Here is a 20,973-nt window from a genome sequence, read left to right on the forward strand (position 1 = left end):
TCGAAACGCGCTGCCCTCCCCTGCGGCGCGTTTCAAACAGGTTTCATGCGATCCTTTCGGTACCTCCGGTCATCTCGACCAGCAGACGCCGTTGGATCTTGCCGGACGGACCCTTCGGCAGCTCCGCCAGGAAGTGCACGACATCAGGACTCTTGAATTTGCCCAGTCTCTGCTGGCAGATCGCGATCAATTCGGCCTCGGACGCGGGCGACCCCTTGCGCAGCGCCACTGCGGCCTCAACCCGCTCGCCATACTCCCTGCAGGGGCGGGCAAAGGCGGCGGCCTCCACCACATCGGGATGGGCATACAGCGCCTCGTCGACCTCGCGCGGCGCGATATTCTCGCCACCCTTGATGATCAGCTCCTTCAGCCGCCCGGTGACGAAGACATATCCGTCCGCATCCATCCGTCCGAGATCGCCGGTGCGCAGCCAGCCGTCGCCTGTAAGAGCCTCGCGCGTTGCCTGCTCGTTCTTGAGGTAGCCCCGCATGACATTCGGCCCGCGCACCGCGATTTCGCCCTCGGTTCCCGGCGCAAGCTGCACCAGATCGCGCGACAGGATCGCGACTTCATCGCCATAGGCCTTGCCGGGCGACCCGATCTTGCGCGCCGCCATATCCAGTGGGTTGGACAGGATCTGCGCAGCCGTTTCCGTTAGGCCCATCGTCTCGACCAGTGAAATTCCGAACCTGTCTTCGAAGGCCCGGTGGATATCCGGGGCGAGCGCCGACGACGCCGACCGCCCGAAGCGGATGCGCGCGCGGGTCTTGGCATCGGGCGTCTCCTCGCCGTGCAGCAGATGCGAGACGATGGTTGGCACGATCGAGAACCAGGTCACCTCTGCCTCGGCGCATTGCGACCAGAAGTTGCGGGCGGAAAAGCGCGGGCAAACGGCGACCGAACCGCCCGAGACCAGCGGACCCATGACCGTGACACACAGTCCGTTGATATGACAGATCGGCAGCACGCAAAGGGCGCGGTCGGACGGAGTCAGTTCGTGCGCCAGCGTCGTGGTCCAGCCACCGGCGAGCAGGCTTGCGTGGCTGTGCACCACGCCCTTGGGACGGCCCGTCGTGCCCGACGTATACATCAGCAGCGCGTCATCTTCAGCAGTCAGCGCGCAGAGCGGGGCCAGGGCCGCGTCGGCGGGCCAATCGATTGTCGGTCCGACGGGGATGACTTTTGCCGCGACCGGATGGGCTGAGGCAGCATCCTCGAAAAGCGCGGCCTGCTCGGCACCGACGAAGACATGGCTGGCCTCCGAATGCGACAGCGCATACCCGATGGCCTCGGCTCCGGCCGCGAGATTGATGACCGTCGTCCGGAACCCGCCGTAAAGCACACCAAACAGGCAGAGGATCCCGGCCCTGCTGTTCGGCAGCATTACTGCAACGCTGTTGCCCTTGGGGATGCCGAGGCCCGTCAGCCGACCGGCAATATCGCGTGCCTCGTCGCGCAGTTCGCCCCAGGTCAGCGGAGAGGCCGTGCCGGGAAACAGGTGGCTGATCGTCGCGCCCGCCGTCTCGGCGCGATCGTCCACCCAGTCGCGGACCGTGCCCTCTGGGGGGTTCTCCGGATCGAATCTCACCTGCCGGCCTCGGCCCAATACGCGCCGAAGATTTCTTCGACGGCGGGCTCGCGCGGGGCAATCGGGCGAACCACCCGCGCGTGCTGCACGAAATGCGTCCAGTTCAGGTTCTCGTCAATGGAGTTACCGCCCCACGAACCGCAGCCCATCGACAGCGAGAAAGGCAGCCCGTTGTCGAATGAACCGCCGGTTGCAAAGCAATGCGCCTGATTGACGATGATCCGGCAGGTCGGCATGTGCATGGCCAGCGTGCGCGGGCGGGAATCGTCGGCGGTATGGATGCCGAAGGAATGGCCGGCGCCCTGGTAGGCCATGATCCGGCGGGTGATCTCGACCGCGTCTTCGTAGTCACGGGCACGGTAAAGCGCGAGCACCCGGCTCAGCTTTTCGCCGGAAAGAGGATGATCCGGCCCGATCCCCTGCGTCTCCACCGCAACAAAGCGCGTCGCCGCTGGCACCTTGCCGGCAAGCCCCAGCTTGTCGATCATCACCTCGGCATCCTTCGCGATGATCTCGCGGTTCAGATGCCCCCCGTGCCACAGATGCGCAATGACACCATCGGCCTCGGAGGCGGGCAGGACGGCACCGCCAACCTCCCCCAGGGCGGCCACGAACTGCTGATAAACCTCGTCCACCACCACGACTGCGTTCTCGGACGAACAGGAGGTTGCGTTGTCGAAAGTCTTCGAGGCGGCGATCTTCGCTGCGGCGCTTGGCAGATCCGCCGTCTCGTCGACAATGACTGTGACGTTCCCGGCGCCGACACCAACCGCCGGGGTCCCGCTCGAATAGGCACGGCGGACGTTGTCCTGGCTGCCCGTCACCACCGCAAGGTCAGCCATTTCCAGAAGGCGCTGCGTCTTGGCCTTGCCGCCGGCCCCGGGCAGCATCTGCACCAGCTTGCGGTTTTCGCCGATCTTGTCGAATTCGGCATTGATGTAGTCGAGCAGCAGTTCGCAGCACGCCACACCCTTTGGCGAGGGCGACAGAATGATGGCGTTGCCGCCCTTCAGCGCGTTGATGATGTTGTTGGCCGGGGTCGCGGCAGGGTTGGTCGAGGGCACCACCGCACCGATCAGGCCGATGGGCCGCACAACGGTCGTGATCCCGGTCTCGGGATCATCCGATACCACGCCAAACGTCTTTGCCTCCCGGATGTCCCGCATCAGGCCAAGCGTCTTGCGGTGATTTTTGATCATCTTGTCGTCGACATTGCCAAGACCCGTCGTCTTGACGGCAAGCTCTGACAGCGCCCGGTTTCGCGCCGGTTCCATAATCGCCCAGGCCGCTGCCTGCGCGGCGCGGTCATAGCGCGCCTGGCTTCCGTTGCGCTCGTATTCGGACTGAGCGTCGCGCGCCTCGGCGACGATCCCGTCCACCAACGCGTGTTCCTCTGGCATGTTCAAGTCCTCTGCCTCCCCAACGCCGCTTGCGGTGCGTGATCCGGGCCTGGCAGCACCTTGTGCCAAGTGTCCTCCCACACAGTCTCAGATCGAAACAACCAGAGAGTATGGAATGAAAATAGTATTGCAAACGTTTTCATAAACAGCTTCAGTCGGCGCGATAAGACATGAAAAAACAAACTGATAAAGTCGATATCGTTTACGTGTCCAGGCTGGCGGGTGTTTCCCCGGCCACCGTGTCGCGTACGATCAACCACCCCGATCTGGTCAGCCCGGCCACCCGCAAGCGAGTCGACACGGCCATCCGAAAGTCGGGTTACATTCGCAACCGCGCCGCTCAGGCGATGCACGGAAAACGCAGCGGAACCATCGGTCTTATTGTTCCCACGATGAACTATGCGATCTTCGCCGAGGTGGTCCAGGCCTTCAACGACGAGATCAGTACCCATGGTTTCACCCTTCTCCTCGCCACTCATGGATATGATCTCGGCTCCGAATATCTGGTCATCCGGAAAATGCTGGAACACAGGGTGGATGGTGTAGCGCTGGTTGGGCTCAATCACAGCCAGGACAGCATTGGCATTCTGAAGAAACAGCAGGTTCCCTCGCTGACGATCTGGAACTACTCCGCCACCTCTCCCATCTCCTGCATCGGCGCGGACAATTTTGAAGCCGGTCAGCTCGCGGCCCGGCATATCGTGATCCTCGGGCATCGCCGGGTCGGGCTGGTCTTCCCGCCGACCGCAGGCAATGACCGCGCGCGCGACCGTCTGAACGCGGTGCGGCAAACGCTCTCCGAGGCAGGGGTCACCGTTCGCGACGCATGGTGTGGCGAGACCCCATACAGTGTCTCGCAATCCAAGAGGATCTGCACCGACATCCTGACGCTGCCGGGGTCCGAGCAGCCAACCGCTTTGCTGTGCGGAAACGACATCATTGCGCAGGGCGCTGTCTATGCCGCGCTTCGGCTGGGAATTTCCGTGCCGCAAGAATTGTCGGTCGTCGGCATCGGCGATTTTGCAGGGTCGGCCGACATGGAGCCCGCCCTCACAACCGTCCGAATTCCGGCGCGCGGAATCGGATCGGTCGCAGGGCGCCGCCTGGTCAGGGCCATCACCGACGCAGACCCTGACTTCATCCTGCGCGAGCGCCTCGACGTCGAACTCATGATGCGCGCGACAACCGCCCAACCCCGCGTCGATTGAGGAATGGCCACTTCAGTCGAGCACGGATGGCAATCAGGCTCTGGACGGACCTGTCGACAACCGTATGTCGCCGGCTTGCGGCCCCATCCGATGGCGAGATCAGGTCAGGACGACCCGCGGGGGGCCTTCCCGCATCACACCGATACGGACGGCAGGGTAGCCCGCCGCCGAGAGCGCCCCGAGTAGAGTATCGGCCTCTGCCTCCGGGACGCTGGCCAGCAGCCCTCCGGCGGTCTGCGGATCGAACAGCAGGTCGGCGCGCGGAGTGTGTTCCATCTCCGGCAGGCTGGCCCTGTTGTCGGCGAAAAGGCTCGAGCGCAATCCCGCGGTGGCAAGGTCAAGCGCCCCCTCCATCAGGGGCACGGCGTCAAGATCGAGCCGGGCGCTGGCGCCCGAGGCCTCGCAGATGTTCATCAGATGTCCGGCCAGACCAAACCCGGTGACATCGGTCATCGCTGTCGCATGGTCGACAAGAATCCGCGAGGCCGCGCCCTGCGGCTGCGCCATCTGCTCAAGCGCGGCCGCGATCCAGTCGCCGTCTGCCTGCCCCTGCATCTCGGCCGCCATCAGTACCCCGCTGCCGATCGGCTTGGTCAGCAGTACGACATCGCCGGCTCGAGCTCCTCCGAGGGTAACCACCCGGTCGCGGCAAATACCGGTCAGGGTAAATCCCACGGTCAATTCATCCCCCAGCGAAGTATGACCGCCGACGATGGCCGCCCCGGCTTGGCCCATCACCTCGCGGGCGGTCGTCATGATCTCGGCCAGCATTCGTGCCTGAAGACGGTTGGACTGGCGCGGCAGAATCAGCGTCGCCGTTGCCACTTGTGGTGTCGCGCCCATCGCCCAGATGTCGCCCAGCGCGTGGATCGCGGCGACGCGCGTCATCACCGCCCAGTCACCCCAGAAAGTGCGCAGATGGTCCGATGTCATCACCTGACGAACACCGCCCGTCGTCAGCAAGGCCGCGTCATCCCCGGGCAGCGGCGTGATATCCTCGCGGGCCGGTGCGGGCTCCGGCCCGAGGGCGCCCCGCAACGTGGCACGGCCGACCTTCGCACCGCAGCCGCCACACATCGGCTTGTCTCCCAGTGCATCCGCCATGCCCAGGGTGCGCTCGGTTGGCAGGACAGGAGCAGCCATAACCGGCAACTCGCGAAAGCGCCGCATGAATTTCGTGTCGATATGATCCTTCCATCGCCACATCCAAGTCCCGGCGAGCGTCAGACCCAGACGCTCGGCCAGGGCAGACTTCTGGCCGAGCGAGATGAGTTTCAGATAGTCCTTCTGCGGTTGATAGGCCCGCATCTGGCCGCCGGTCACGGCTGCCCGCAGGTTGTGCAGCAGCACCGGAGCCTGGCGGACGGCATACACACCCGCCTTCGGGCGCGGATTGCGCACCATGTGGGCGCAATCGCCGACGGCAAAGACCTCCGGATCGCTGGAACGCAGTCGGGAATCCACGGTGACAAAGCCGTGGTCCAGGTCAAGGCCGCTCTGCGATAGCCAGTCGGCCGGACGCGCCCCGGCGGCACCCGTAACCAGATCGGCCTCAATGGTCCGGCCGTCTGCAAGCTGGACCCCCTCGGCCCCGACAAGAGAAATCTTGGCATTTTCAAGCAATGTGACGCCCTGACGGGACAGTTCGGCCAACAGACGGGCCCGCGCCCCCGCCCCCGTGCCGGCCAATGCACGGTCATGATCCAACAGGGTTACACCACCGTTTCGATCTCTGCCGCGCAGGGAATAGGCCATCGCCATCGCCAGTTCGGCGCCTGCGACCCCTGCGCCGATCACGACAGCGCGGGCCGGCCCGTCCTCGTCGCGGAATGCCTCCCAGCGCGCCGCGAAGCGGCCAAGCGGCTTAGCCGGAATGCCATGTTCGGCGAAGCCGGGCAGATCCGGCATTGCCGAGGTAATGCCGATGTCGAGCGATGCGATATCGAAACCGATCGGTGGGCGGCCCGGCACATGCACCTCTCGGGCAACCAGATCGATGCCGTCGACCGCCCCCAGTATGAGACGCGCGCCGGCAAAGCGCGCGAGCCTGACCAGATCGATGTCCAGATCGTCGCGGCCATAATGGCCGGCGACGAAGCCTGGCAGCATGCCGGAATAGGTCGCCTTCGGGCTGGGGTCGATCAGCGTCAGCCGCGCCCCTGCAAGCGGCGACATGCCCCACATGCGCAATACCAGCGCATGGGTGTGACCGCCACCAATCAGGACGATATCGCGGGTCAGGGGCAAAGGGGCACCAATCATATGCGAATCTCTATATATCTCTCACCGTCGTGCAAGGCACAGAGTGCCACGCCAGCCGGAAAACCGGCTGGTGAGAGCAGACCAAGTGCGGTTAACGTCGAACGACCTCAGGGGAACGCACTTGGAACGGAGCGATGGTCCACAGATGATCCGGAAACTGTTGCTCGCAAACCGGGGCGAAATCGCTGTCCGTATTCTCCGATCCGCCGCCGCTGCAGGCATCCGGACCGTTGCCGTTTTCGCCAGGGACGAAGCGCACGCCCTGCATGTCCGTCATGCCGACGAGGCGATTGCCCTGAAGGCGACAGGTGCCGCGGCCTATCTCGATGCCGGGGCACTGATTGCGGCAGCCGGCGAAGCCGGATGCGATGCGGTGCACCCGGGTTATGGCTTCCTCAGCGAAAGCGCCGGATTTGCCCGCGCCTGCGCCGACGCCGGGCTGATCTTCGTCGGACCCGACCCTGAAACTCTGGCGGCACTCGGCGACAAGACCATGGCGCGGGCGCTTGCCAGGAAGTGCGGCGTTCCGGTGGCCGGCGGGTCGGAACCGCTCGCCTCGCCCGAGGCCGCGCGTGCGGCATTCGACGACCTCGGAGGCGGCCCGGTCCTTCTGAAGGCATTGGCCGGCGGCGGCGGGCGCGGGATGCGCCTCGTGCGATCTGCGAGCGAGATCGAGACGGCCTTCGCACGCGCCGAGGCCGAGGCACAGGCTGCATTCGGCGATGGCCGGCTTTATGCCGAGCGGTTTCTGCATCCCGTGCGCCATATCGAGGTGCAGATCGTCGGCGACGGTCAGGACATCACCCATCTGTGGGAACGCGATTGCACCTTGCAGCGGCGTCACCAAAAGATCGTTGAAATCGCTCCTGCCCCGCATCTCGATCCGTCCCTGCGGCGGCAGCTGCTTGAAGCTGCCCGCACCCTTGGCCGCGCAGCGCATTATCGCGGGATCGGCACCATCGAATTTCTGGTCGCGACCGACGGGTTTGTGTTCATCGAGGCCAATCCGCGCATTCAGGTCGAACACACGATCACCGAAGAGATCACGGGCCACGACCTTGTCGCCCTGCAACTGCGTCTGGCGGAAGGGGCCTCGCTTGCGGAACTCGGCCTAGACGGCCCCCCGGTTCGACCGCAGGGCATGGCAATACAGCTCCGCATCAACGCCGAAACACAGCATTCCGATGGCAGCTCCGTGCCCTCCGGCGGACGGCTGATGGCGTTTCAGCCTCCGACGGGGCCGGGCGTCCGCGTCGATACAGCCGCCTTCGCCGGGCAGGAGATCGGTCCGAATTACGACTCGTTGCTGGCCAAGGTGATCGTCCATGACCGAGGTGGCGACCTGAACCGGCTGTTGCGCCGTGCAGAACGTGCCCTGTCTGAATGCGACATCCGCGGAGTGGCAACCAACACCCCTTTCCTGCGTGCCCTCCTCACGCAAGACGCCCTGAAGGATTGGCTTGTGCATGTCACCGCCATTGACGAAGGGCTGGTCGGGTCCTTGCCCGAGAACATGCTGCAGCGACACTCTGGTCCCGTAGAAGACGTCACCGAGGTTCGGCCTGAAATCCCTCTGCCGCAAGGCAGCACGGCGCTGCGCGCGCCCATGATGGGAATGCTGCAAGCGATCTCTGTCGCCGAAGGTGATGCCTTCGCAGCCGGTCAGGAACTGGCCGTGCTCGAAGCGATGAAGATGCAGCACGGCGTGACAGCGCCGGTCGCAGGCCGTGTGACGGCGATTTTAGCGGAACCTGGCTCCGTCGTTGCGGAAGATTCGCCGCTTCTGGCCTTTGCACCGGTCGAAGGTTCGCTGGACGAAAGCGTGGTTGACGCACCGGACCCGGAAACGATCCGCGCCGACCTCGCAGCCCTGCAAGAGCGGATCGCGCTGACCCTCGACGCCAGCCGTCCTGCCGCGGTCGAACGTCGCCGCGCCCGCGGCCAGCGCACGGCGCGCGAGAACGTGGACGACCTGTGCCGAGGCGGACGCTTTCACGAATACGGGCAGCTTGTGATCGCTGCCCAGCGCCGCCGCCGCAGCCTGGACGACCTCCAGCGCAACAGCCCGGCCGACGGCATCGTGACCGGCCTCGGAGAGATCAACGCGGACCTGGTCGGTCCCGCGCGCGCGCAGACTGCGATCCTGGCCTATGACGGAACGGTCATGGCCGGAACCCAGGGATTCCTCGGCCATCACAAGACAGACCGACTGTTCGAGGTCGCCGAAAAGAACCGCCTTCCGGTCGTCTTCCTGACCGAAGGCGGCGGCGGCAGACCCGGCGACGTCGATTTCGCCGATGTCCTGCGCGCGGGGCTGGGCGTCACGACCTTCCATGCCTTCGCGCGGATGACCGCGCCGCGCATCACCGTGAACGCCGGATATTGTTTTGCCGGCAACGCAGCGCTGTTCGGGGCCGGGGACATCCGAATCGCCACGCGCGACAGCTGGATCGGTCTCGGCGGCCCGGCGATGATCGAGGCCGGAGGCCTCGGCACCTTCCAACCCACCGACATCGGCCCCGCCCCAATGCAGGCGCGGATCGGGCTGGTGGATATCCTGGCCGATGACGAACCGGCCGCCGTCGAAGCCGCCCGCCGGGCACTGTCCTATACCCAGGGCGACCTCCCTAAGTGGCAGGCCCGGGATCAGCGCGCCCTGCGTCACGCGATTCCCGAGAACCGTCTGCGCGCCTATGACATCCGCACGGTCATCACGGGCCTGGCAGACGACGACAGCTTTCTGGAACTCGGGCGCGACCACGCACCGGGCATGGTGAGCGGCTTCATCCGGATGGAAGGGCGGTCTATGGGCCTAATCGCCAACAATCCGCACCACCTTGGCGGTGCTCTGGATGCGCCGGCCTCGTCCAAGGCCGCGCGATTTCTGCGGCTGTGCGCCCGGCTGCGCCTGCCGGTGCTGTCGCTGTGCGACACCCCCGGCTTCATGGTCGGCCCGGCCAGCGAGGAACAGGGCGGCGTCGCCGCGGCCTGCGACTTTCTGGCGGCCGGCTCTACCCTCGGACAGCCGCTGTTCTTCGTCTGCCTGCGCAAGGGATACGGGATCGGCGCCCAGGCGATGGCCGGCGGCAGCTTCGTGACGCCCGACTTCACGATATCCTGGCCGACCGGAGAATTCGGTCCCATGGGGCTCGAAGGCGCGGTGACACTCGGCTTCCGCAAGGAACTCGAGGCAACTCCGGATCCGGCTGCGAGAAAGGCGCTGTTCCACCGGCTTGTCGACGAATCCTACGAGACCGGAAGCGCGCTCAACATAGCCTCGCTCAACGAGATTGACGCGGTGATCGACCCCGCCGAAACGCGCAGCTGGATCGTCAAGGGCCTGGATGCGACCCGCGCCCGCTCCGGCTGACCCTGGGCAAATGTTTCGGAAGAAACCTGGTACCGACGCCAGCACTGTAACAAATCGCCGTTCATCCACCCATCAACCGCGTGTTTCCGCCTATCAGTGGCGAGGCTCCGCACACGGGCTCTCACCAATGCGCGAGCGGCATGCCTCATCCGGTTTCCGAAGGTAAACTCCCTCCAGCCCGGCACCTCGGCGGGCGGCACAAGGGATCGGAGACACGGATGAGAGACGACCTATTCGGCCAGCCCACCAAGGTCACAACCCCAGAGGCGCTGGACGACTGGAACGCCGTTCAACTCGGCTTCCTCGCCCATGCGTCCGCCACCGCCGACCACCTCGCGACCCTGCTGCAGGCCGAGCCGCAGTTCGCCCTCGGCCAAGCCGCGCGCGGCCTGTTCTGCCTGCTGCTGGGCCGGCGGGAACTTTACGCCACCGCACAGGAAGCACTCGTCGCAGCGTTGGCGGGGGCGCGGGAGCAATCCGTGACACCACGCGAGACGCACTACATCGCTGCGCTCGAAAAATGGCTTGCCGGCGCCCCGAGCGCCGCCGTCGCCGAACTGGAGGCGGTGCTTGACGCGGCGCCCACTGATGCTCTGGCGATGAAGCTCTCGCAGGCGATCCGTTTCCTGCTCGGCGACGCTGGTGGGATGCGCGGCTCGGTCGAACGCCTTCTTCCCGCCTACAGCGCAGACCACCCGGCGCGCGGCTATCTGCTGGGTTGCCACGCCTTCGCATTGGAAGAAACCGGGGAATACGTTCGTGCCGAAACGACCGGGCGACAGGCACTCTGGATGGCGCCGAACGATGCGTGGGGTCTGCACGCGGTGGCGCATGTCTACGACATGACCGGCCGGTCAAGGCAGGGCATCGAGTGGCTGACGCGGCAGGAACCGGCCTGGCGCCACTGCAACAACTTCGGGTATCACGTCTGGTGGCACAAGGCGCTGCTGCACCTTGATCTGGGCCAGACCGACGACGTGCTGGCCCTGTACGATACACGTATCCGCAGCGATCATACCGACGACTACCGCGACATCTCGAACGCCGCCTCGCTGCTGATGCGCCTGGAACTCGAAGGAATCGAAGTGGGAGAAAGGTGGGAGGAACTTGCTGATCTCAGCGCGCGGCGCACCCAGGATGGTTGCCTGATCTTCGCCGACCTCCATTATCTGATGGCCCTCACCGGTGCTGGCCGGACCGACAGCGCCGAGGCCCTGCTCGCCCGGATCAACCGTGACGCAGATGCCGGCCTGGACGAGGCGGGGTTGCGGATGGCGCGCCCCGGATCAGACGCTGCCGCGGGCCTGGTCGCTTTTGGCGAGGGCCGCAATGGCGAGGCCTTCCACCACCTCGCCCGCGCCGATGCAGCCATGCAAAAAGCGGGGGGCAGCCATGCACAGCGCGACGTCTTCCGCAGGCTGACTATCGACGCCGCGCTTCGCGCCGGATATTTCGACCACGCCGAGCGATTCCTCAACGAACGTAAGAACCTACGGGCCGGGTCGGACGACGGCTTTGCCTCGTGTCGTCGCGCGCTCATTGCCGCGGCGCGCGGGATGCCGGATGCGCGCAGCATGCCGGCTGAGTGACGTGAAGACAGGACGGACAGAAGGCATGGCATCAATTTCGCCCGGCATGGATTTTGCGGAACCAAAAACCGCAAAAGCCGCCACCGCGGCTGTCTCAACACGCGACCCGCGACTCGACGTGTTCCGCGGGCTGGCGATGTTCATCATCCTGGTCGCCCACATCCCGGACAACACCTGGGCCAACTGGATCCCCGCCCGCTTTGGATTCTCGGATGCAACCGAGATATTCGTCTTCTGTTCCGGCATGGCCTCGGCCATTGCCTTCGGCGGCGTTTTCGCGCGGAAGGGGTGGCTGACAGGCACCGCCCGGGTCCTGTTCCGCTGCTGGCAGGTCTATTGGGCACATATCGGTCTGTTCTTCCTCACCGCCGCAGCGATGGCCGCGATCGACCTGTGGTGGGCCGGCGACAAATCCTATGTGGCGGCGCTGAACCTTAAGCCCTTCTTCGACGATCCCGAACAGCAGATCGTCGGCCTGTTCACACTCACCTATATTCCGAATTATTTCGACATCTTGCCGATGTATCTGGTGGTGCTTGCGATGATGCCGCTGATGATGGCTCTGGTCTCCATCAGCCTCTGGGCAGCCGTCGCCTTCAGCATTTCGCTCTGGCTTGCGGCCAATGTCGGCACGATGCACTTTCCGGCCGAGCCCTGGTCGAACCGCGAGTGGTTCTTCAACCCACTCGGCTGGCAGCTTCTGTTCTTCACCGGTTTCGCCTTCATGCGTGGATGGTTTGCGCCGCCGCCGGTCAGCCGAGCCCTGCTCTGGGTTTGCGTCGCTTTCCTGGTTCTTTCGGCACCGTTCAGTTCGTGGAAGGTTTTTACTTGGGTCGAGGCGGCATCGCCCTCGCTCGGCGACTGGATACGCGGCACCTGGGACTGGATGACCCAGCAGGATGCGCTGGATCTGTTCAGTCCGCGCGACAAGACCGACTTCGGAATTCTGCGTTACCTGCACTTTCTAGCGCTTGCCTATGTCGCCTGGGCCGCCGCCGGACCAGGTGGCGCGCGGCTGCGGAGAATCGCCAACGGCAGCGCGGGAATCATCTGGCGGTGCCTTGTCGAGATCGTCACCAAGGTCGGTCAGCAATCGCTCGCCGTTTTCGTGTTTTCGATGGCGATTGCTCAAATTCTAGGCTTTGTCCTCGACTTGGCGGGGCGGAAAACCGCAGATCATATTCTTGTTAATCTATGGGGGTTTGCACTTGTCACGGCAGTTGCCTACATCGCCGCTTGGTTCAAGTCTCAACCCTGGCGGAGCAAGGCAAGATGATGCTGTCGCGGCGTGCGTTTCTCGTTGGTTCGTCGGCCCTGGGGCTGGTCACCAGCGCACCTCTGGTTTCCGCCGGAACAGTCTTCGGTCGCCAGTTGGTGATCGAGATGGCCCGTGCCCTCGCGGAGGCCAATTACCAGGAACGGCCGAAGGTCCCGCAGGAATGGCTGGACCTCACATACGATCAGTACCGGGCGATCCGCTTCAAACTTGATCATGCGCTTTGGGCCGGCACCGACGTGCCGTATGTCGTCGATTTCTTTGCGCCCGGGCTTTATTTCCCCCGCGCGATTCGGGTCGACACCGTGACCGGCGGAATGGCCCAGCCGGTCCCCTTCGTCTATGACGATTTCGACCATGACCCGGCACTTGTGCCGCCCCTTCCGATCTCGGACACGCTTGGATTTGCCGGCCTTCGCCTTCGCACCGAGCAGACCGAACCGGGCCGCAAGTCCGAGTTCTGCGTATTCCAAGGCGCCAGCTATTTCCGCGCCATCGGCTACGGGCACGCTTACGGCCTCTCCGCGCGTGGCCTTGCGCTGAACACCGGCGACCCGAAAGGCGAGGAGTTCCCTGATTTCATCCGATTCTGGCTGGAAACGCCCGAACCGGGACAGCGCAACATCGTCGTTCACGCCCTGCTCGACAGCCCCAGCGTGACCGGAGCCTATCGCTTCGACATCACCCCCGGCCCTGACTGTGTGATGGACGTGCAGGCCACCCTGTTCGCGCGGACCGAGCTTGACCACGTCGGCCTTGGCCCGCTGACCAGCATGTTCCTTTTCGACGAGACCAACCGCAACCGGTTCGATGATTTCCGACCGGCCGTTCATGACAGCGACGGTCTCATGATCTGGAACGGCGCCGACGAGGTGATCTGGCGCCCTCTGGCCAATCCCCGCACACTGCAGATCTCTTCCTTCGTCGACCGGATGCCGCGCGGGTTCGGACTGATGCAGCGGGCGCGCAAGCTGTCGGACTTTGCCGATCTCGAAGCGCACTATCACCGCCGGCCCGGTGCGTGGGTCGTGCCCAAGGGCGACTGGGGAGCCGGATCGGTCACACTGGTCGAAATCCCCGCCGACAAGGAAATCTACGACAATATCGTCGCATACTGGCGGCCGCTCGATCCGATTCCGGCGGGCCAACGGCTGGACATAGCCTATTCCCTGACGTGGTGCGCTGCCGCTCCGGTGGCCACCGGCCTGCCGAGAGTGGTAAATACGCGCATGGGTGCGCGCGAAGGCGGCGGCCGGCTTGTGACGATAGATTTCGAGCAGAGCGAATTCTTCGCTGGCGGCCCAGACACGGTCGAGCCTCTCGTCAACTCGCCGGGTGCGACAATTAGCGACGTCATCCTGCAGGAAAATCCCGAAACCGGCGGTCTGCGCCTGGCGTTCACCTTCGATCCAGGTGACGCGGACATCGCCGAACTGCGCGCGGAACTGCGCAAGGACAATGCCCCTGCCAGCGAAGTCTGGCTTTACCGGTGGACCAAATGAGAAACGACCTGTTCGTGATGCCGCCCGAGACACCCTGCCCCATGCCGGTGCAGAACTTTGGTGCCGCCTATCGCGATATCGCGGCCCCTGGCCTCAAGAACGAGCGTGGCCAATCGCTGTGGCGGGTGCTCGCCTTCAGCCCGGCCATGGCCGCGACCGCGGCCCTGGCTGTGGTGATGCACGGCTGGTTCTCGGATCAGGGGATCAATCTTGCCGAAGGTCTTCTCATCGTTCTGATCTCTTTTAACTTTTTCTGGATCAGTTTCACCGTCAGCACGGTTGCCCTGGGCCTGTGGTCCCTGACGCGGCAGGGGCCGCGCATCACAAAAGCGCCGATCCGGCCGCTGAAAGTTGCGCTGCTGATGCCGGTCTATAACGAAGTTCCCTGGTACGTGCTCGGGAATGCGCAGTCGATGCTCGAAGAGCTGCGGGCCTATGGCGGGGCGCACCGCTATGCGATGTTCATCCTGTCCGACACCCGCGACGAAGCCCTGGCCGAGCAGGAACAGCGCACGGTCGAAGCGCTGCGCCGCTCGCTGTCGCCGGGTCTGGAACTCTATTACCGCCGCCGGGTGATGAACACCGACCGCAAGGTCGGCAATATCGCCGACTGGGTGGCCCGCTGGGGCGGCGCCCATGACGCCATGCTGGTTCTCGACGCCGACAGCCTGATGACCGGCCGCGCGATCCTGAGCCTGACCAATGCCCTGGCCTCGGATCCGGGCGCCGGTCTGATCCAGAGCTTTCCGCAGCTGATCGGCGCCCAGTCGGTCTTTGCCCGGATGCAGCAATTCGCCAACGGCGTCTATGGCGCGGCCTTTGCCGAAGGCATGGCGCGCTGGTGCGGTCAGGAAGGCAACTACTGGGGCCACAACGCCATCATTCGGACCGCCGCCTTTGCGGCGAGCGCAGGCCTGCCCCACCTCAAGGGCGACCGGCTGATCATGTCCCACGATTTCGTCGAGGCGGGCCTTCTGCGCCGCGCCGGCTGGGGCGTCCGCTTCCTGCCCCGCATCCGGGGGAGCTACGAGGAAACCCCGCAGACCCTGATCGACCATGTGCTGCGAGACCGGCGCTGGTGCCAGGGCAACCTTCAGCATCTTGGCCTGCTCGGCTCGAAGGGCTTCCGCTCGATGTCGCGCTTCCACATGCTGCATGGCGCGGTCGGTTATCTCATGTCGCCGCTCTGGTTTGCTCTGCTGGTGATGTGGGCTTTGATCGGCGTCGGCGAGGATGCGAGCGTTCTGACCTATTTCAGCGAGAGCAATCCGCTGATGCCGACCTGGCCTGAAATGACAGACAGCCGCAATGTGCTGGTCGTGGTGCTGATGTATGCCATGCTGCTGGCCCCGAAGCTCATGGGGGTCGCAGCCCTGCCCCTGACCGGCGCGCGTTTCGCCGAATTTGGCGGACCGATGAATTTCACCCTGTCGTTCATCGCTGAACTGATCCTCTCCGTGCTTTACGCGCCGATCCTGATGGTTCAGCAGATGATCGCCGTTTTCCGCACCGCGCTCGGTCTGCAACGCGGCTGGTCGCCTCAAACGCGGGACGGCGGGCGCTACAGCTTCCGCACCGTCGCTGTGTGCCACATGCTCGAAACCGTCAGCGGCGCCGCCCTGGTCACCGGCATGATCGCGGGACTGGTCTCGCTCTGGCTGCTGCCGATCGCGATCAGCCTGATCCTGGCCATCCCGCTGTCCATGCTCAGCGGCGTATCGCTCGGCCGGGCGCGCTGGATGGGCACGCGCGTCAATTTCGCCGCCCCTCCGATCACTCGTGCAGCGCACCACTACCGCAGTGAACTGCGGTCCATTCTTGAAGGCGGACCCGCTCAGGCAGCGGCGGAATAGCGACCAGACGGAAGGACCATTCTTTTCCGGCGCGGAGCGATCCCAGATTTTTGGGGTGCGTCATACGCGTTGACCGCCGCTATTTCACCGCAAGGGCTTCGAACCAGTCGAGCACCATGTCCGCCCAGCCTTCGGGCACTGAATGCCCGCCCTGCCAAAGCGCGAATTCCAGCGCGCTGCCGGTGGCACAGTCTTCCCACCGGCGGCGCCAGAAGGAATCGGTTTCGGCGTAGGACGTGGGGGCATGTCCAGTACAGCGGTTCGCGCCCCGCCAAAGCTCCATGCCTGCGAAGACGTCCCCCTGCTCGAAGCTGCCGCTGCGCAGAACACGCCCTTCCAGCGGCACGGTCGTGTCTTCCCACCCATGCGTCTGGAACAACCGCACGGGCCCGTTGCACCGCTCGGGCATAGGCCGCCAGAACCCGCCTGACACCGGAGCGTAGGCCGTGAACGTCTGCGGCGCGGAACAGGCAAGATAACTGACCATGAAGGCGCCTGCCGAGAACCCGGCCAGCAGGACGCGCTGGGGATCGGTGCCAAACCGGCCAGCGGCGTCCGCAACCGCGCGTTTCAGGAAATCGGTCTCGTCCCGCCCGGTCCAACCCGGAAAGAAGTTCCAGCTGAACCCGCCGTCCCTGAACGGACGGCTGGCGGTCGGAGTCAGCACCGCATAGCCCCGCGCTGTCAGCGCATCGATCAGGTCCGTGTTGCGGATTGCATTTCCCCCGTTGCTCCCGGCGCCGTGCAGCCACAGCACCACCGGCGCGCCCTGCCCGCCTGCTTCTGGCAGGACCGCATGATACTCGCCATCCGGCAGTTGGCAGGCCTCCGCCATGTCGCCACAGCCGGCATGGGCCGCACCAGCAGCCAGGGAGCACAAAAGGGCGATAACGTGTTTCACGGCACAGGACCCTCATACTTGTCGGTCGGCAGCCCTGCGGCAAGCCATCCCGGTCCCGCGGACGAACCCAGCATACCCTCCGGAACGTCGATCACCCCGGTGAACCCCGCCGCCGACAGACGCCGTGCCACGCGGGCCGACCGAACACCGCGCGCGCAGATCAGCGCGACGGCGCGCCCGTGATCACCGTCCAGCAAGCGGGCCAGTTCAGTCTCGAAGTCCTCCCGCCGCATGTCCAACGGATGCGCGCCCTGACCGATCCCGGTGTCACGCCATTCCTCGGGACGGCGTATATCGACGAGCACCACGTCACCTGCAACCGCGGCCGCATAAGCCTCCGCAACGCTCAGTTGGGTGCCGTCAAAAACGGGGTGCAGATAGCGCCAGGTTCCAAGACCGGCAGCCCCGGCAAGGATCGCAAGGCCGAAGAGACGTCGTGTGGGGCTGATGGGTCTCATGCGGGCTGCGGTCCGGGATACCGCCTTGCTATCAGCTTCCCCGTCACGAGTCGCCCGCACTGTTTTCAAGATCGCGTCACCGCCGTCACGAAACGAAGGTCACGATCAGCATGACACCAAGCAGGATGGCAACCCACTGAACCATCGACCCCGTCGGCACCACCCGCGCAACGCGCCCTTCCGGCCCATGCGTCTTGTAAAGCCGGAGGATCAGAGCGTGCACCCAGCGCTGCTGAATGTCCGCACCGCGTGTCCAGAGGGCCGAAACCACATTGGCAATGGCGCCAATGACGCCAGGCAGGAGACGGCGATAAATCCAGTCGGCATCCAGCGTCACGGACCCTGTCGCCAGCGGATATAGGCCGACGCGCAGGAGCAGGAAAAAGGCCAGCATCGAGAAGGCGACCAGTTGAAGCTGCGTGACGACATGCGACGTGGTATATACCGCGTAGTCGACGTCATAAGGCAGGAACGCGAAGAAGGTCTGCGGCCAGATGCCGATCGCGATGCAGAAGCCTGCCGTGATGGCCATGCCTCCCAACATGTTCCAAGGAGCCTCTTTCGGGCGCTTCCCGCTGTCAGCGCCGAAGAAGGCGCAGTAAGGCACCTTTACGCCCGTATAGACCACCGTTGCCGCCGCCGCGATGATCAGAACCAGCCAGGCGCCTTCGTATCCCTTGTATCCGGCCGCCGAGAGGATCATCGACTTGGTGGCAAAGCTTGCGAACAGCGGCACCGCCGAGATCGTCGCCGCGCCGACAAGGCACATGAGCGCCGTCAGTGGCATTGTCCGGTACAGACCGCCCAGTTCCGTCGCCTTGGCCGTCCCGGTGCGATACAAAACCGCGCCCACGGACATGAACAGCAGGCTCTTGTAGAGAACGCTCGCCACGGCATGAGCCGCCACGCCGTTCAGCGCCAAATCTGTACCGATGCCGACGCCGACCACAAGAAACCCGAGCTGACCGATCAGGCTGTAGGACAGCACCCGGCGCAGGTCGTTTTCGACCATACCGTAGAAGATCGGGAACAGCGCCATCACCGCGCCGATGTAGATCAGGGTCTCGGTTCCCGCGAACCCCCGCGCCAGGGCGTAGATCGCAAGCTTGGTGGTAAAGATCGACAGCACCACGCTGCCGGTAACCGTGGCCGAAGGATAGGCGTCGGTCAGCCAGGTGTGCAGCAGAGGGAAGGCGCATTTGATACCGAAGGCGAGGAAGATCAGCCAGGTTGCGGGCGAGCCGAGCGTCATGCGCTCGAACGCCATTGTGCCCGTTTCGCGCCAGAACAGCGCCGCCCCGGCCAGCAGGATAACGCCCGAGGTGACCTGAAAGATCAGATACCGCATCCCGCTGTGATAGGCGCCCTCGGTCTGCCGCGCCCATATCAGGAAGACCGAGGCGATGGCGGTGCCCTCCCAGAACAGGAACAGCGTGATGAGATCGCCCGCGAACACCGCCCCGATGGCAGACCCGGCATATAGCAACGTGGCGATTGTCTGCACGGTGTCCCGCACATGACACGCGTATAGCAGGGATGTGAAGGCAGCGAGCGAGAAGATCAGCGCAAAGACGGCCGCCAGCTTGTCGTGGCGGATCAGGGTCAGGTCGACCCCCATCAGCTGCACCACGTCGTGCACGCCTGTCGGCATCGTCCAGATCAGCCAGCCACCGATGGCCGGCACCAGCAGCGACAGGGCCGAGCGTAGGTGGCCCTTCGGCACGAGCGGCAGCAGGGCAGCGCCGAGGAAATAGACGAGGAAGGGCGGAAACACGTCAAGCATCGGCGCGCTCCGTCCCGGCTTCGGGGTATTCCTCGGCGTCGATGTCCCTGGGCGCGTAATAATCTTCGGGCCGCGTCAGCAGGTTGAGCAGCACCCCCGATAGAACCGCCAGGACGCCACAGGAGAGAAAACCGATGATCGCATAGAAACCGGGAAGCTCCTCGATTTCGAAATATCCGTGCTTGTGATAGAGAAAGTCGCCCAGAAACAGCAATACGCAAACCGCACCAAGGCCATAGAGGAAGGCGTCGGACCGGGGCGATTGCCCGTCTGCGTGATGGGTGTCGGTGGGCTTGTGATCCATCTCGATCCCCTCAGTTTGCGGCAACGATAGGCGCCAGGAAATCCTGGATCGCACCGGCGTAGAAGAACAGCACGACACAGCCGAAGGCCGTCAGCGCCGGGGGAAGCCAGACAAGCGGCCGCGGTTCCGCCCAGGTCTCCGGCTGACCCTCGCCTTTCAGGTAGAAACCGCGCGCGAAGACCGGCAGCAGGTAGGCGATGTTCAGCAATGACGAGATCATCAGCACCACGATCACCACCATGTGCCCCGTGTCGGCAGAGGCCACGATCAGCAGCCACTTGCTCCAGCTTCCGCCCAGCGGCGGCAGACCGATGATCGACAGTGACCCGATCAGGAAGGCGATGAAGGTGACGGGCATCGCACGGCCCAGCCCGGTCATCTGGCTGATGTTGGTCTTGTGGGTCGCGACGTAGATCGAACCCGCACACATGAAGAGCGTGATCTTCCCCATTGCATGCATCGCGATGTGCATCCCCCCGCCCAGCGCGCCCATCGAGGTGGCCAGCGCCATGCCGAGGGTGATGTAGCTCAGCTGCGAAACGGTGGAATAGGCGAGCCGCGCCTTGAGGTTGTCCTTGGTCATGGCCACAACCGACGCACAGAGCACCGAGAAAGCCGCCAGCCAGATCAGCCATTCCGAAGCGCCTGTTTCCGCAAGGAAGTCGATCCCGAAGATGTAGACGCCCACCTTGAGCATGGTGAACACACCGGCCTTGACCACCGCCACCGCATGCAGCAGCGCCGAAACCGGTGTCGGCGCGACCATTGCTGCGGGCAGCCAGCGGTGGAACGGCATCAGCGCCGCCTTGCCGATCCCGAAGGCATAAAGCGCCAGAAGGATGGCGACCATCGCGCCCGAAACATGGCCTTCGAGAATGCCGCCTTTGGTGAAATCCAGAGTTCCGGTCAGCGAATAGGTCCAGATGATCGCGACCAGCTGAAAGCCGATCGAGGTACCGATCAGGATGCCAAGATAGGTGCGTGCACCGCGGATGGCCTCCTTGTTCTCCTTGTGGGCCACCAGGGGATAGGTGCTGAGCGTCAGAACCTCGTAGAACAGGAACAGCGTGAACATGTTCGACGCGAATGCGATCCCCATGACGCTCGCGATGGCGACCGCGAAACAGGCGAAGAAGCGGGCGTGATGCTTCTCGTTGTTCCCGCGCATATAACCGACGCCGTAGAGGTGGGTGACGATCCACAGCCCGCTCGCGATGATCGCGAACATCAGGCCCAGCGGTTCGACATTGAAGGCCAGATCGAGCCCGGGCATCACGCTCCACAGCACCATCGGTGCCGTGGTTCCATTGCCCTCGTTCATCAGGATCGTCAGAACGCAGCCGAAGGTGGCCAAGGCCGCGATCAGCGTCATCCCATCGCGCAGGTTGTCCTGACGCCGGAGTACCAGGTTGCCGACCGCGGCGAGCGCGGGGATGATCATGCTCATCAGGATGGCGGTGTTCGTGTCCATGCCGCCCT

General features: G+C 64.5%; 14 protein-coding genes. 6 read left to right on the top strand and 8 right to left on the bottom strand.

Annotated features, from left to right (window positions below; all coding sequences use genetic code 11):
- Positions 1-43 precede the first annotated feature (43 nt).
- Entirely contained in the window at positions 44-1,588 is a 1,545-nt protein-coding gene (locus tag ACFO5X_RS03410; protein WP_380715817.1) for an AMP-binding protein, read from the bottom strand.
- Complete coding sequence (sauS, locus tag ACFO5X_RS03415) at positions 1,585-2,988, bottom strand: acylating sulfoacetaldehyde dehydrogenase (protein WP_380715818.1); 1,404 nt, start codon at positions 2,986-2,988, stop codon at positions 1,585-1,587. Before sauS ends, ACFO5X_RS03410 begins: the two co-directional genes overlap by 4 nt.
- Positions 2,989-3,158: 170 nt before the next feature.
- On the opposite strand from sauS, the gene ACFO5X_RS03420 reads away from it, so the two are divergent.
- A complete protein-coding gene (locus ACFO5X_RS03420; protein WP_380715819.1) occupies positions 3,159-4,196 on the top strand; it encodes a LacI family DNA-binding transcriptional regulator in 1,038 nt (345 codons plus the stop codon).
- Positions 4,197-4,295: 99 nt separating this feature from the next.
- Here ACFO5X_RS03420 and selD read toward each other — a convergent pair whose 3' ends face one another.
- The gene (gene selD, locus ACFO5X_RS03425) at positions 4,296-6,458 is read right to left on the bottom strand and encodes a selenide, water dikinase SelD (protein WP_380715820.1); all 2,163 of its coding nucleotides are present in this window, start codon (positions 6,456-6,458) and stop codon (positions 4,296-4,298) included.
- Positions 6,459-6,603: 145 nt separating this feature from the next.
- Between selD and ACFO5X_RS03430 the strand changes: the two genes are divergently transcribed.
- The 5 genes from ACFO5X_RS03430 to mdoH all read left to right on the top strand — a co-directional run bounded on the left by ACFO5X_RS03430 (position 6,604) and on the right by mdoH (position 16,048).
- Entirely contained in the window at positions 6,604-9,828 is a 3,225-nt protein-coding gene (locus ACFO5X_RS03430; RefSeq protein ID WP_380715821.1) for a carboxyl transferase domain-containing protein, read from the top strand.
- Positions 9,829-10,046: 218 nt separating this feature from the next.
- Entirely contained in the window at positions 10,047-11,417 is a 1,371-nt protein-coding gene (locus tag ACFO5X_RS03435; RefSeq protein ID WP_380715822.1) for a tetratricopeptide repeat protein, read from the top strand.
- A 25-nt stretch (positions 11,418-11,442) separates the two neighbouring features.
- A complete protein-coding gene (locus ACFO5X_RS03440) occupies positions 11,443-12,693 on the top strand; it encodes an OpgC family protein (protein ID WP_380715824.1) in 1,251 nt (416 codons plus the stop codon).
- Entirely contained in the window at positions 12,690-14,195 is a 1,506-nt protein-coding gene (locus ACFO5X_RS03445; protein WP_380715825.1) for an OpgD/OpgG family glucan biosynthesis protein, read from the top strand. Before ACFO5X_RS03440 ends, ACFO5X_RS03445 begins: the two co-directional genes overlap by 4 nt.
- Positions 14,192-16,048 carry a glucans biosynthesis glucosyltransferase MdoH gene (gene mdoH, locus ACFO5X_RS03450; RefSeq protein WP_380715826.1) on the top strand — a complete coding sequence of 619 codons (1,857 nt, stop codon included), beginning with the start codon at positions 14,192-14,194 and terminating at the stop codon, positions 16,046-16,048. The genes ACFO5X_RS03445 and mdoH overlap by 4 nt, the downstream gene beginning before the upstream one ends.
- 79 nt (positions 16,049-16,127) lie before the next feature.
- Here mdoH and ACFO5X_RS03455 read toward each other — a convergent pair whose 3' ends face one another.
- From ACFO5X_RS03455 to ACFO5X_RS03475, 5 genes are all read right to left on the bottom strand, one after another.
- A complete protein-coding gene (locus ACFO5X_RS03455; protein ID WP_380715827.1) occupies positions 16,128-16,949 on the bottom strand; it encodes a CE1 family esterase in 822 nt (273 codons plus the stop codon).
- Positions 16,946-17,407, bottom strand: a complete 462-nt coding sequence (locus ACFO5X_RS03460; RefSeq protein ID WP_380715828.1) for a rhodanese-like domain-containing protein — start codon at positions 17,405-17,407, stop codon at positions 16,946-16,948. The genes ACFO5X_RS03455 and ACFO5X_RS03460 overlap by 4 nt, the downstream gene beginning before the upstream one ends.
- Before the next feature lie 85 nt (positions 17,408-17,492).
- Positions 17,493-19,190, bottom strand: a complete 1,698-nt coding sequence (locus tag ACFO5X_RS03465) for a Na(+)/H(+) antiporter subunit D (protein ID WP_380715829.1) — start codon at positions 19,188-19,190, stop codon at positions 17,493-17,495.
- A complete protein-coding gene (locus ACFO5X_RS03470; protein WP_380715830.1) occupies positions 19,183-19,494 on the bottom strand; it encodes a hypothetical protein in 312 nt (103 codons plus the stop codon). Before ACFO5X_RS03470 ends, ACFO5X_RS03465 begins: the two co-directional genes overlap by 8 nt.
- A 10-nt stretch (positions 19,495-19,504) precedes the next feature.
- Positions 19,505-20,965, bottom strand: coding sequence for a proton-conducting transporter transmembrane domain-containing protein (locus tag ACFO5X_RS03475; RefSeq protein WP_380715831.1), 1,461 nt, complete (start codon positions 20,963-20,965; stop codon positions 19,505-19,507).
- Positions 20,966-20,973: the final 8 nt, after the last annotated feature.

The sequence above is a fragment of the Seohaeicola nanhaiensis genome (genome assembly GCF_042654245.1).
GTDB classification, from domain to species: Bacteria; Pseudomonadota; Alphaproteobacteria; order Rhodobacterales; family Rhodobacteraceae; genus Seohaeicola_A; species Seohaeicola_A nanhaiensis.